The sequence below is a fragment of the Kangiella marina genome, assembly GCF_039541235.1.
Lineage (GTDB): Bacteria > Pseudomonadota > Gammaproteobacteria > Enterobacterales > Kangiellaceae > Kangiella > Kangiella marina.
In genome coordinates, this window is the sequence record NZ_BAABFV010000002.1 from 486,013 (window position 1) to 498,385 (window position 12,373).

Genomic DNA, 12,373 nt, shown 5'->3' on the forward strand with positions numbered 1-12,373 from the left:
GAATAACTGGGTTTTGCTATGTTTCGAATTGGTCACGGATACGATGTCCATAAATTTGGTGGTGATAAGCCTTTAATCTTAGGCGGCGTCTTGTTTGAGGGCGAGCAAGGCTTGCTTGCGCACTCGGATGGCGATGTTGTACTGCACGCCGTCTGTGATGCGCTACTTGGCGCTATTGCTAAAGGCGATATTGGTCATCATTTTCCCGATAGCAGCGACGAGTTTGCTGGTGTGGATAGCAAAGAATTATTAAAGACAGTGATGCAACTGGTCAAAAAAGACGGATTCTCAATCGGAAATCTTGATGTGACCATTGTTGCTCAAGAGCCAAAAATGGCGGATAAGATCGAAGGCATGAAAGGCGTCATTTGTGCTGTGTGTGATGCTGATTTTGAGCAGATAAACCTAAAAGCGACCACCACAGAAAAGCTCGGGTTTGTTGGTCGCAAAGAAGGTATTGCGGTTCATGCAGTCTGTTTGTTGCAGAAAGCCTCATGAGTAACTCAGAGAGTGTCGGGTTAGCGGCAACTCAGTGCTATGAGTGGAAGCGCTTGCATGGTGGGCCACTATCCACCGCCACCTTCAAGTCGCAAATGAGTGATTTCGTGGTAGAAGAGTCGCTTCGCTTTGAATTATCTGGCGAAGGTGCTCATCATTTTCTATATATCCAAAAGCAAAACGTGAACACGGATATCGTGGTTCAAAAACTCAGACGCTTTGCCGATGTGAAGTCCACTGATATTGGGTATGCGGGTAAAAAAGACCGATTTGCTATCGCTCGGCAGTGGTTTAGTGTGCAGTTACCGTTATTAAGGACTATTGATTGGTCTGAGTTTAACGACGATGAAGTTACTGTGCTAGAGACTAGTCGCCACGATAAAAAGTTAAGAATTGGTGCTGTTAAATCGAACCACTTTAAGGTTCGATTAAAAGATCTTAATACGAATAAAGACAGCTTTGAGCAAAGACTCGATACGGTTGTAACGTCAGGTTTCCCGAATTATTTTGGTGAGCAGCGGTTTGGCAATGAGGGAGCGAACCTAACTCGTGGTATTGATTTATTGATCAATAACAAAAAGCTCAAAAATCGTAATCTGCAAGGCCTGTTATTCTCAGCCGTGAGATCGTACCTTTTTAACCATGTCGTTTCCTGCCGGATCGAAAAAGGCTTATCATCACAATTGCTTGAGGGCGATTATATGATGTTAAGTGGTTCTGAGAAAGGATTTGTGGTGGAAGACTTAATCGCTGAACAAGAGCGCTTTGAGCAAAAAGATATCTTGCTGACAGCGCCACTGGCAGGCTCAAGGTCTCAGTCGAAACATGAAGCGCAGTCTTTTGAGAGCGAGGTATTGTCTGACTACCAAGTGCTGATAGAAAAGCTTTCAAATAAACGCTTCAACGAAGAACGGCGAGCTGCAATGTGTTTTCCCCAAAATGTCACTTCAAACTGGCATAATGACACTGAGTTAACCTTATCTTTTGATTTGCCAAAAGGCGCTTTTGCGACCAGTTTTTTACGTGAGATTGTTTCGTTGGTCGAGAATAAGACGCCTTTCAATACATAAATTACTAAATGAGTCGTATGAAAATATTATTAAGTAACGATGACGGACACTTTGCCCCAGGAATTAGCACGCTATTTGACTACCTATCCAAAATAGCCGAAGTCACTACGGTCGCTCCCGATAGAAATCGTAGCGGCGCCAGTAACTCACTTACTCTAGATAGGCCTATCCGCGTTAATGAAACGGAGCGAGGCTTTTACTCCGTAACAGGCACACCGACCGATTGTGTCCATCTCGGTACGCACCACTTGATGCCAGAGCCGCCCGATATGGTTGTGGCTGGGATTAATACTGGCGCGAATCTTGGCGATGACACGCTCTACTCGGGAACGGTTGCTGCAGCGATGGAAGGTCGAGCGCTTGGCTACCCGGCAGTTGCTGTGTCGTTGGTGGGGCATAATTGCGAGCATTATGTGACCGCAGCTAAAGTGGCGGTTGAGATAATTAAAGGGCTCAAAGACCATCCGATGGAGAAAAACCGGGTGCTGAACATTAATGTGCCTGATCTTCCTTATGACGAATTGAAAGGAATTAAATTAACGCGCTTGGGAAATCGCCACCGTGCTGATACTATAATTCCCGATAAAGATCCAAAAGGTCGTCCTGTTTATTGGTTGGGACCGCTGCCTGAAGGCCAAGATATAGGGGAAGGCACTGATTTTCATGCGGTTTTAAATGGTTATGTCTCTGTGACCCCGATCAATGTCGATTTAACGGCATACAACAGTTTTGATGAGCTCGAGGGTTTTTTGAAAACTATCGATAACTAATACAGATAATAAATATATGAATGCAACACACATTTCGGGAATTGGCATGACATCTGCGCGAACGCGCACTCGCCTTGTGGAGCGGTTAAGAGCCGAAGGCATCAAGAACGAAGAACTATTAAAAATCATCGCGTTAACGCCTCGCCATTTGTTCATTGATGAAGGTTTGTCACATCGGGCTTATGAAGACACGGCTTTGCCAATCGGTATGGGGCAAACCATTTCGCAGCCCTATATCGTCGCTCGAATGACCGAAATGTTGATGGAAACGGGTAGCATGAATAAGGTGCTGGAAATCGGTACTGGTTGTGGCTATCAAACCTCCATTTTAGCTAAAGTCGCTAAAACCGTATTTACCGTTGAACGTATTCGCGCGCTTCACATGCAGGCTCGCAAGACTTTGACCGGGATTGGTCAACATAACATCCAGTATTTATTTGCTGATGGCTTTAATGGCTGGCATCAGTATGCACCGTTTGACGGCATCATCGTCACGGCAGCGCCGCCGAGTATACCAGAGAAGCTGGTGAGCCAGTTGGCAGATGGTGGTCGCATGATGATACCGGTGGGTTCGACAGAAACATCGCAAGATTTAGTTCTTGTTCAGCGTAAGGGCACTAAGATAGAAGAAACCTTTATTGAGAAAGTGAAGTTTGTGCCATTAGTGAACGGTGTCGCTCGATGAAAATCTTTACCAAAATGTATGATGCTTGCCTGCGTTGGGCGCGTCATCAGTATGCCGTTTATATCTTAGGTTTTATCAGTTTTATTGAGTCGATCTTTTTCCCAATTCCAACTGCCGTGATGTTGGCGCCGATGGCGCTGGCAAAGCCAAATAGAGCTTTGTGGCTGGCTTTTGTAGCCACAGTGACATCGGTTCTTGGTGGTGTGGTGGCTTATGTTATTGGTGCCGTCGCTTTTGAGTCATGGGTTTTACCCTGGATAGTCGAGCTGGGTTACGAAGAAACTTACAAGCGAGCGCTAGATTGGTTTGCTGAATATGGTGTCTGGGTCGTTCTGGTCGCCGGTTTTTCGCCAGTGCCTTATAAAATGTTTACGTTAACCGCTGGTGCTTTAGGCATGGCATTTGTCCCTTTCTTGATAGCTTCAATCATTGCCCGAAGCGCTCAATTTTTCCTCATCGGTGGATTAGTGAAGTGGGGTGGGGAACAAATGGAGCATAAACTGCGTCAATATGTAGAGTGGATTGGCTGGGGCGTGCTTATTTTAGGCGTTTTAGCTTACGTTATTTACAATATAGCCAATTGATGGCTAAATAGTCTTACTTTTCAAAAGGTTGAGTTAAGCTTGTTGCGATAGGGATTAGCCGATTAATGCAAAAAGAAACTAAAGACATCTTGAAACGCTCCGCGATTCGTTCCTTATGGATCGTTGCGATTGTCTTAGGTCTGTATTTATTGCAAGGCTGTGGTAATCCGCGATTGGCGCCAGTGGAAGAACGTAAGGCCACAGGTAATGGCGCGAGCTTACACAGTTTTTACCCCCCGACAGAAGTCGATAATAGCCAGCAGTTTTACATCGTTAAACCTGCCGACACCCTATACTCCATCGCTTTTCGCTATGGTTTTGACTATAAAGTGCTAGCGCAGGCCAATGATATCGATGCTACATTCACCATCTTTCCGGGACAAAAGTTAGATTTAGAGAAGACTCGCCAATACGAGCAACGCCATGAAGTAGATACTTCTCGAGTTGCGCAGCGAGAGCCAGAGAATAATCCTATCAGTAGCCGAAGAGGCGTGCAGGAGGTCAGTCGAACGGCAGTAACCACGGTTGAGCGTCCTACGACTTCTACCCCTGTTGCAAAAGTAGACACTAGCGACAATAGAAGTCGTCATCAACCAGTGGCTAAGAGCAAACCGACTGAAAGCAAAAAGCCCCAGCCTAAACCTAAAAAGCCTGTTTCTCAGCCCAAAAAGGTTGAGGCCGTTAAAAAGAAGCCTGTAGCAAAAGCCGCGACAACCGAGAGCTTTACGAGTCGTCCGGTAAAATACTGGATGTGGCCAAATATGGGCAAAATTATCACTCGCTTCTCAGGCGGCAAAGGATCGCGTGGTATTGATATCGCGGGCAATATGGGTGAGCCAGTTAGAGCCGCAGCTCCGGGCCTCGTGGTTTATTCTGGACGAGGATTGCGTGGCTACGGCAATTTGATCATCGTAAAGCACAATAACGACTTCATCAGTGCTTACGCTCACAACAAGCGTTTACTGGTAAAAGAAAACGAAATCATCAAAGCCGGTCAAAAGATTGCAGAAGTCGGTAGTTCTGACTCTGAAATTCCAAAACTTCACTTCGAAATTCGATTTAAGGGTAAGCCTGTGGATCCGTTGCGGTATCTGCCGAAACGCTAATATCAGTTAATGTGAGCAAGGTATCATTATTCGATAAAGCCTTTTGGTTCTGGGTTATATTTAAGATTGATTTATAGTATTTTGTCCTTGTATTAAATCTTATAAGGACATGTTTAATGGTTGATCAAAACGATGCCAAAATCGAATCAGGAAAATTGCTCCACTCTAAAGTCGAACATAAGGTATATAAAGGCCTCCACAAAGGAGATATGAACTCACCAAAAGCAATTGTCGTTCATCAAACCGGCGCCGCTACCGCGCAACACACTTTTAACTCATATACATCCTCTCCCCATGGTGCTCATTTCCTCATTAGCAAAACAGGTAAAATTTACCAAACAGCGCTTATCAATAAATACACTTACCATGTAGGAAAATTGCGTTCGCGCTGCATTGAAACAAATGACTGCTCTAAAGCTGAGCTAGCAAAAGCGAATGCTATTTATTTAAAGAAAGGCGAGTCGTATGGCATAAGAGTGAAAAAACTTCACAAGCATGAGCTTGGCAAGAATTACCCTGATAGATACCCCTCAAATACAGAGTCTATAGGGATCGAAATTGTAGGTGACCATTCGACTAAAAACGGTTATGAAACCGTTAATGCTCTACAAAACACATCCTTGGAGTGGTTAGTGGCTCAGTTAAATAAACTTTTATGCCTCGAGGATAATGATGTGTATCGCCACCCAGAGGTGTCTTATAAACAATCATCAGAAGCGAGTTCAGCCAAATGGTAAAGAATATGTTTAATAAAATAAGTGGTTTATTAGTCCTTGGAATGTTTGTTTCAGCTTGTGGAGCTGGCGCAGATTCAAAGTTTGACGCTGTGGTAGTAAAAAGTCATGGCTATGAGGAAGGCAGTGAGTGGTGCAGTGACTTCAACTTAACGTCTGAGCAAGCTCATGCGTTCTTCAGTAACGCAGAGGAGCTAAGCGCGAACCAGTATCACAACGAATATGAGCACTTGGATTGTTTTGTTAAAGGGACTGTCAGCTATAAAGCGTCTTCTTGTGAATTTACGATCTGGGCGGGCTCTACAGCGGGTTTAATCTGCGGCGACAAAGAGTATTTGTTAGGCTGCCAAGAGTGTGAGTTTGAAGGAGCCCAATAGGTTGGGCTTTTTAGAATCGTATTACCACCTAGCTTTCAGCCACTGGAAGAGTGTTGGGGCTAAAACAAACCATTGGTAGTATCCAAGAGAGACAAAGGCTATCTAGAAAAAAGGGTATGTAAATTGGTTTTCAGGGATCGATATACCGAATAAAACATCTAATAAGGAAGTTAGGAAGGTGAGTAAATATCCGATTGGATATGTAAGAATTATCATTGAGAGGAAAAATAACAGCGGTGCTTCATTATTGTTGATATTAAAGTAAAGGTGAAGTAGCGAATACAGGCATAAAGATAGCCAAGAAACTATCAATAGATACTTGATGTTTTTAAGTTTTATGAACGATCTTTTCATTAGAGTCCTTTCTTTTGTTTATTATTTTATAACTTTTATCGCTAGCGCATGAATATCCGTTTGCATCATGTCGCCAAGGGCGTCATAGATCATGCGATGTTGTTGGATCATACGTTTGCCTTCGAGGGCTTCACTTTTGATTATAACGGTGAAGTGACCTAGGCCGCCTTTGGCACCGGCGTGGCCAATATGTTTATGGCTGTCGTCGATGATGTCTAATTGCTCGGGTTGTAGCGCGTCAGAAATCAATTGCTGCATTCTTTCGATTCGCGCTGAGTTGTCAGGTGCTTGTTGTGTCATTCTCTTGTCCAATTTCGTTTTGTCCAGCTTATGGTAATACTTTTTTGTAGGGCTTTACGGTGACGTTGTGGTAGACGCCAGCTTCAATGTAAGGATCGTCATCAGCCCACTGTTTCGCAGCGTCTAACGATTCAAATTCAGCCACAATCAAACTTCCGGTGAAGCCAGCTTCTCCTGGATCATCGGCATCAATTGCGGGAAGAGGACCTGCCATAATGAGTCGTCCTTCACTCTTAAGCGTTTGTAAGCGTTCGATATGTGCTGGTCGAGCTTTTGCCCTTAATGGAAGCGATTCTTTAACGTCTTCTGAGTAAATCATGTAAAGCATAAGTTTTCCTAGTTTTCCATACCGGTAAGGGTTATGGCTTTGGTTGATCATCCTCTAGATGGATATGCTCTTTAAGCATCACAATACTGATGATAAGCAGTCCAAATAGCATGACAAACATACTGATAAGTTTAAAGTAAAACCAAAAGTCGGTGCTAAAGTTAAACGCAATATAGAGGTTGAGTCCGCCGTAAAGCGCTAGGCTGATGATCCAAAGCCAATTGACTCTGGCCAGTAGTGGCTGAGGCGCTGAGTCTTTTATTAGACCGCTCGACTTGGTTAAATCTTGAATAACGTATTTCTTAGACGCTAATTGACGAATGAGGATGAATATCGCACCAGCCCATACTGCGATGCTGGTTTTCCATTTGATGAAGTCATCGTCATCGAAATAATAAGCAAGGGCGACTAGCGCCAAGCCGACGAAAAACAGGGCTACATGGCTTTTCTTGATTTCTTTTTTGGTAAAGTAATGAAGTACCATTTGCACCAGCGTTAAGCCACTCCATATCGCTGCGGCCAAAATCAGGTTTTTAGTAATTAAGTAAGCTGCGATAAACCCTACGATAGGGTAGTTTTCTTTCAAAAATGTCATAAATATACCTATTTAAGTGCCCGCTAAGTTTACCTTATCGCAAAAGGTAGGCAAACTAGCAGTAATGAATATTTCGATAAAAGATAGACTCGTCCAATGTTGAGAGATTTGCACAGCCACACAATCGCCTCAGACGGTGATTTGACCGTATCTGAGCTATTAAAACTGGCTTCAGAGCGTGGCGTTGATGAGTTGGCGATTACTGACCATGATTCAATCGATTCTCTTAGAGAAGCCAGCAAAGTCGCTGGAGATTATGGCGTGAAGCTAATCCCTGGCGTTGAAATCTCCGCCACCGTTCCGAATAAGAAGCAGGATACGGTGCATATCGTGGGGTTGCAGGTCAACCCTGAGCAGGAAAGCTTACAACGTTTTCTTGGCGTGATTCAAAGCCGACGTAAAGAGCGCGCGTTAGCGATGGGAGAGCGATTAGAGCAGGCTGGTGTTAAAGGGGCGCAGCCTGATATTGAGTACCTAGTCGACAGTCAGCCAATGGTTTGCCGTACGCACCTAGCACAGTATCTTTTGGAGCGGGGTGTGGTCAAAAACTTTGGTGATGCCTTTAAAAAATACCTAGCCAAGGGCGGTAAGGCTTACGTTAAAGACCAGTGGTTTGAGATGGAAGATGCTATAGCGATAATTCGACAAGCCGGTGGTATAGCTGTGTTGGCGCACCCGACCCGTTACGGTATGGGGTCTAATAAACTGCAGCAATTGATAGAAGAGTTCAAAGAAGCGGGTGGCTTGAGTCTAGAGGCCAGCTACCCCAATATCCACCCTGGGCAGCGGAATTTATTATTGGATTGGTGTAACCGCTATGAGCTGTATGCTTCTCAGGGATCGGATTTTCACTCGACAAACAAGCCGTGGGCACTTCTCGGTAAATTTGCGCCACTACCAGAGCGAGTCACCCCTGTGTGGGAGTCGACTGCTTGGAAGTCGAGTGCAGGTTAAATCATGCATAACGGATAAAATAAAAATATGACACAACTGATTGAAATTCATAATGAAACGCCACAACCAAGACTGATTAGTCAGGTAGTAGCAAAGATCCGTCAAGGGGCATTGATTGCTTATCCAACGGACTCTGGCTATGCGTTGGGCTGCCATATTGGTGACAAAAACGCCCTAGATCGTATTCGACGTATCCGCAACTTAGATAAGTCTCACAACTTTACGTTAGTCTGCCGTGATCTATCGGAGTTAGCCACCTACGCGCGCGTGGATAACGCGGCATTTCGCTTAATTAAAAACAATACCCCTGGGCCTTATACGTTTATTTTACGTGCGACTAACGAGGTGCCGAATCGTTTAAAGCATCCTAAAAAGAAAACCATTGGTATCCGGGTCCCCGAAACGCCTATTACACAGGCATTGCTAGAAGACTTGGGCGAGCCTTTGATGAGTTCGAGTTTGATTTTGCCACAGCAGGAAGATGGTGAGATTCTTGAGCCCTACGAAATACATGAATTACTCAATGGGCGTGTGGACGTAGTCATTGATGGTGGATATTGCGGCCACGAGCCGACCACCGTAATTGATTTAACTTCAGGATACCCCGAAGTGGTTCGTGATGGTGCTGGAGACACTGAAGTTTTTGAGTAATACTTGAAAAGCCGGATACCGCAGTTAACCCGCGGTATCACTGGCTTAACATTTCTCGCCGTTGAACTCATTTTTCATGGCTTTCTTAAGGTTTTCATCGCTCACATTTTTTACGCGGTGTGCGATTGACCAGTTATGACCGAAAGGATCCTCAAAAGCTGCGTAGCGATCACCCCAAAACGTATCTTGTGGCTCCATTTTAGAGATCGCGCCGGCATCAATCGCTTGCTTAAACGCATCATCACAGTTTTCAACATAACGATGGATGGTCACCGGGCTGCCGCCTAATGATTTTGGTGAGAGTGATTTTCCGTCAGGGTTAAACTCTGGGAAATCGTCGACTAAGAAGATGTAGCCATCATCAATTTTCAAACAGGCATGCATGATTTTTTCGCCATTAGGCCCCGGAACTCTTTGTAACTCTTCAGCTCCGAAAGCTTTTGTATAAAACTCGATAGCTTCTGAACATGGATCGCAAACAAGGTGCGCGATCGGAGCCTTTAACTCAATTTTTTCATCACTCATCACTCACTCCTTACATGTCAACGATTGGAGTAAAGCCGCCCCAGAACATACGCATCCCATCGAACGGCAAATTCTTGGGATCCATCATGTCAGCGAGCCGAGGATCTTTCATGACTTTTTCATTTATTTCATCACGCGCTTCGCGAGATTCATAAAGAATGTATGAGAAGATGACGATTTCGTTGTCTTTGAGTTGAACGCTTTGACCGAATGATGTGACTTTTCCATCAGGAACATCGTCGGCTTTTGCTTCGACAACTTTTAATGCCCCGTATTCTTTCCAGACTTTTCCGGCACGTTGCGCCATTTCGATATACTCGTCGAGCTTATCTTTGGGGACTGGTAAAACATATCCATCAATATAAAGTGACATAGTAGTACTCCTTTTGTTTACGTTTTGGGGAAAGGTTCTTGCCACGCTGGCAGTTGCATCATAGTGTTGTGCCAACGTTGGATCTCATGGAAATCATCAAGTGGGATTTGTGCTTGGTCAGCGAGGGGAAGTAACGCTGCCACCGAAAAGTCAGCCAATGTTAATGCATTACCGACAAGGTATTCTTTATCGTGTAAATGGTCATTAAGAATGGTGGCGTAGTATTTAAAATCTTTTCCTGCGTTTTGGATAGCTTGGGCATCGGGCTCTCCGAGACCGTATTTAGGCTTGATGATATTTTCAAAGTAGTAAACGCCAGTTGCCGGTAAGAAGTGAGCCATATCCCAGCTGAGCCAGCGTAACACTTCGACTTGACGCTCATCAGTGGGCCACAATTCAGAATTAGCCTGCCGAGCGAAGTAACACATGATGGCTATGGATTCCCAAAGAAAGCCATCATCAGTTTCTAATAGCGGTACTTTACCGTTCGGATTCTTACCTAAGAACTCAGGCTTTTTATGCTCTCCTTGACCGAGATCAACTCGGATAAATTCAACGGGCAACTGTAGGTATTTAGCCACGGCACAGGTTTTGTAGCAATTTGCGGTTTGTTCGTAATACAGTTTCATGGTGTCTCCTTGTCTGTTTGCACTGTCCCAGGGTTTTTGAGGGATTGCTGTACCTCTTTCCAAGAAGGATACGCTTCCTCCAACTTGTTTTTGCCTAACTGCGTAAGCTGCCACGCCCTGACCCTTGCGTCGTCTGTGGCCGCTGGCTCAATCCAGCCTTTCTTTTCCATAACAGCGGCTCCTCGCGTCATCGTGGTACGCTCCAGAACCAGAAAGTCCGCCAACTCAGTGACTGGTGTTGGACCCTTAAGCTTTAACGTCGCCAGCACTGAAAACTGTGTTGCTCGAAGACCGTGAGGCCTTAACTTTTCTTCATACAAGCGTGTAATGGCTCTAGCTTGTCGTCGAGCTTCTAAGCAGTAGCAATCCTTCGTTTCATAAAACTTAGGCATTTCGGGATTAGAGGGACTATTCATTTTTTAAGTGTATATACACGCATCTGCTTATGTCAAGAATTGATTGTTTTATAATCAATATTTGCAATCAGGTTGACGTTTAGTTGAATTTAAACCTGTTGAAATACAGAAATATAGCGTTTTGGAATGTTCTCGTTATAATGGACAGTCTTATAAATTTATATAAAAAGTTACTTCAAAGGATATCCATTGAGTTCTATATCTGTTGGCCAAAAGCGCGTTCTATCCGGCATGCGTCCTACGGGACCATTACATTTAGGGCATTACCATGGGGTTTTAAAGAATTGGGCACAAATGCAGCATGAGTATGAGTGCTTTTTCATGGTTGCTGATTGGCATGCCTTGACCACCAATTACGATGATACGTCGAAAATTGAAGGCTATGTCTGGGACACAGTGATTGATTGGCTGGCGGCGGGGATTAATCCGAGTGCATCGACTATTTTCGTGCAGTCGAAGGTGCCGGAGCATGCTGAGCTGCATCTGCTCATGTCGATGACGACTCCTTTGGGCTGGTTAGAGCGAGTTCCGACTTACAAAGAGCAGCAGGAAAAGCTTCAAAATAAAGACTTATCGACTTATGGCTTCCTTGGCTACCCATTATTACAAGCGGCTGATATCTTGGTTTATCGCGCTGGCAATGTTCCAGTAGGGGCTGATCAAGTGCCGCACGTTGAAATGACGCGTGAAGCAGCTCGCCGGTTTAATCATTTCTTTGGTAAAGAGCCGGGCTTTGAAGAAAAGGTCATCGAAGCCATCAAGAAAATGGGCAAGAAAAATGCTAAGTTATACAAAAGCTTACGCAAGAAATTCCAAGAGGAAGGCGATCAGTCTTCTTTAGAAACTGCTCAAGCTTTAGTGGAAAGTCAGGCCAATATTTCGTTGAACGATCGTGAGCGCCTGTATGGCTATTTAGATGGCGCAGGAAAAGTTATATTGCCTGAGCCGAAAGCTCTGCTAACACCAGTATCGAAAATGCCAGGGCTCGATGGACAGAAAATGTCGAAGTCTTACGGCAACGCTATTTCAATGCGCGAACCAAGAGAGTCTGTGGAAAAGAAAATTCGTACGATGCCAACCGATCCGGCACGTGTTCGCCGCGATGATCCGGGTGATCCTGAGAAGTGTCCTGTGTGGGAGTTCCATAAAATCTATTCTTCTGACGAAGTGAAAGAGTGGGTGAAAAAAGGCTGCACTTCTGCGGGCATTGGTTGTGTTGAGTGTAAACAACCTGTGATTGATGGCGTTTGTGCAGAGCAGCAGCAATTCCTAGAGCGTGCAAAAGAATATGAAGAGAGCCCAGAGATTATTCGCAATATTGTCTCGGAGGGCTGTGATAAAGCCCGTGATGTGGCTCGCGAGACGATGGATGATGTCCGCCAAGCCATGGGGCTTTCGTACAAGTAATTCTACATATTGAGAAC

At 44.7% G+C, this 12,373-nt stretch carries 18 protein-coding genes; 11 read left to right on the forward strand and 7 right to left on the reverse strand.

What is annotated here, in order from left to right; all coding sequences use genetic code 11:
* Positions 1 to 18 precede the first annotated feature (18 nt).
* From ispF to ABD943_RS10480, 8 genes are all read left to right on the forward strand, one after another.
* Positions 19 to 498, forward strand: coding sequence for a 2-C-methyl-D-erythritol 2,4-cyclodiphosphate synthase (gene ispF, locus ABD943_RS10445; RefSeq protein ID WP_345293129.1), 480 nt, complete (start codon positions 19 to 21; stop codon positions 496 to 498).
* Complete coding sequence (gene truD, locus ABD943_RS10450; protein WP_345293130.1) at positions 495 to 1,568, forward strand: tRNA pseudouridine(13) synthase TruD; 1,074 nt, start codon at positions 495 to 497, stop codon at positions 1,566 to 1,568. Before ispF ends, truD begins: the two co-directional genes overlap by 4 nt.
* Before the next feature lie 17 nt (positions 1,569 to 1,585).
* A complete protein-coding gene (surE, locus tag ABD943_RS10455; RefSeq protein WP_345293131.1) occupies positions 1,586 to 2,338 on the forward strand; it encodes a 5'/3'-nucleotidase SurE in 753 nt (250 codons plus the stop codon).
* A gap of 16 nt (positions 2,339 to 2,354) precedes the next feature.
* A complete protein-coding gene (locus ABD943_RS10460) occupies positions 2,355 to 3,023 on the forward strand; it encodes a protein-L-isoaspartate(D-aspartate) O-methyltransferase (protein WP_345293132.1) in 669 nt (222 codons plus the stop codon).
* Positions 3,020 to 3,607, forward strand: coding sequence for a YqaA family protein (locus ABD943_RS10465; RefSeq protein WP_345293133.1), 588 nt, complete (start codon positions 3,020 to 3,022; stop codon positions 3,605 to 3,607). The genes ABD943_RS10460 and ABD943_RS10465 overlap by 4 nt, the downstream gene beginning before the upstream one ends.
* Positions 3,608 to 3,672: 65 nt before the next feature.
* The gene (locus ABD943_RS10470; RefSeq protein WP_345293134.1) at positions 3,673 to 4,713 is read left to right on the forward strand and encodes a peptidoglycan DD-metalloendopeptidase family protein; all 1,041 of its coding nucleotides are present in this window, start codon (positions 3,673 to 3,675) and stop codon (positions 4,711 to 4,713) included.
* A 116-nt stretch (positions 4,714 to 4,829) separates the two neighbouring features.
* Positions 4,830 to 5,450 (forward strand): peptidoglycan recognition protein family protein, encoded by a 621-nt coding sequence (locus tag ABD943_RS10475; RefSeq protein ID WP_345293135.1) that lies wholly within the window; start codon positions 4,830 to 4,832, stop codon positions 5,448 to 5,450.
* A 5-nt stretch (positions 5,451 to 5,455) separates the two neighbouring features.
* The gene (locus tag ABD943_RS10480; RefSeq protein ID WP_345293136.1) at positions 5,456 to 5,824 is read left to right on the forward strand and encodes a hypothetical protein; all 369 of its coding nucleotides are present in this window, start codon (positions 5,456 to 5,458) and stop codon (positions 5,822 to 5,824) included.
* 375 nt (positions 5,825 to 6,199) lie between these two features.
* On the opposite strand, the gene ABD943_RS10485 is transcribed toward ABD943_RS10480, so the two are convergent.
* Genes ABD943_RS10485 through ABD943_RS10495 form a run of 3 tightly spaced genes read right to left on the reverse strand, consistent with a single transcriptional unit; the run spans position 6,200 to position 7,401 of the window.
* Positions 6,200 to 6,478, reverse strand: coding sequence for a BolA family protein (locus ABD943_RS10485; RefSeq protein ID WP_345293137.1), 279 nt, complete (start codon positions 6,476 to 6,478; stop codon positions 6,200 to 6,202).
* Positions 6,479 to 6,506: 28 nt separating this feature from the next.
* Complete coding sequence (locus ABD943_RS10490) at positions 6,507 to 6,806, reverse strand: YciI family protein (protein ID WP_345293138.1); 300 nt, start codon at positions 6,804 to 6,806, stop codon at positions 6,507 to 6,509.
* 31 nt (positions 6,807 to 6,837) lie between these two features.
* Positions 6,838 to 7,401: an inner membrane-spanning protein YciB gene (locus tag ABD943_RS10495; protein WP_345293139.1), complete on the reverse strand. Its 564-nt coding sequence runs from the start codon at positions 7,399 to 7,401 to the stop codon at positions 6,838 to 6,840.
* A 96-nt stretch (positions 7,402 to 7,497) separates the two neighbouring features.
* Here ABD943_RS10495 and ABD943_RS10500 point away from each other — a divergent pair, with 96 nt between their 5' ends.
* Together ABD943_RS10500 and ABD943_RS10505 are read left to right on the forward strand one after the other, a co-directional pair.
* Positions 7,498 to 8,355, forward strand: a complete 858-nt coding sequence (locus ABD943_RS10500; RefSeq protein WP_345293140.1) for a PHP domain-containing protein — start codon at positions 7,498 to 7,500, stop codon at positions 8,353 to 8,355.
* A gap of 27 nt (positions 8,356 to 8,382) precedes the next feature.
* Positions 8,383 to 9,006: an L-threonylcarbamoyladenylate synthase gene (locus tag ABD943_RS10505; protein WP_345293141.1), complete on the forward strand. Its 624-nt coding sequence runs from the start codon at positions 8,383 to 8,385 to the stop codon at positions 9,004 to 9,006.
* Positions 9,007 to 9,051: 45 nt separating this feature from the next.
* On the opposite strand, the gene ABD943_RS10510 is transcribed toward ABD943_RS10505, so the two are convergent.
* From ABD943_RS10510 to ABD943_RS10525, 4 genes are read right to left on the reverse strand one after another with little or no spacing between them, the layout of a single operon-like run.
* Positions 9,052 to 9,531, reverse strand: coding sequence for a VOC family protein (locus ABD943_RS10510; protein ID WP_345293142.1), 480 nt, complete (start codon positions 9,529 to 9,531; stop codon positions 9,052 to 9,054).
* Positions 9,532 to 9,541: 10 nt separating this feature from the next.
* Positions 9,542 to 9,904 (reverse strand): DUF1428 domain-containing protein, encoded by a 363-nt coding sequence (locus ABD943_RS10515; RefSeq protein WP_345293143.1) that lies wholly within the window; start codon positions 9,902 to 9,904, stop codon positions 9,542 to 9,544.
* A gap of 17 nt (positions 9,905 to 9,921) precedes the next feature.
* A complete protein-coding gene (locus tag ABD943_RS10520; RefSeq protein ID WP_345293144.1) occupies positions 9,922 to 10,533 on the reverse strand; it encodes a glutathione S-transferase family protein in 612 nt (203 codons plus the stop codon).
* Complete coding sequence (locus ABD943_RS10525) at positions 10,530 to 10,949, reverse strand: MarR family winged helix-turn-helix transcriptional regulator (RefSeq protein WP_345293145.1); 420 nt, start codon at positions 10,947 to 10,949, stop codon at positions 10,530 to 10,532. The genes ABD943_RS10520 and ABD943_RS10525 overlap by 4 nt, the downstream gene beginning before the upstream one ends.
* 189 nt (positions 10,950 to 11,138) lie before the next feature.
* On the opposite strand from ABD943_RS10525, the gene ABD943_RS10530 reads away from it, so the two are divergent.
* On the forward strand, positions 11,139 to 12,356 hold the full coding sequence (locus tag ABD943_RS10530; RefSeq protein ID WP_345293146.1) for a tryptophan--tRNA ligase: 1,218 nt from the start codon (positions 11,139 to 11,141) through the stop codon (positions 12,354 to 12,356).
* Positions 12,357 to 12,373: the final 17 nt, after the last annotated feature.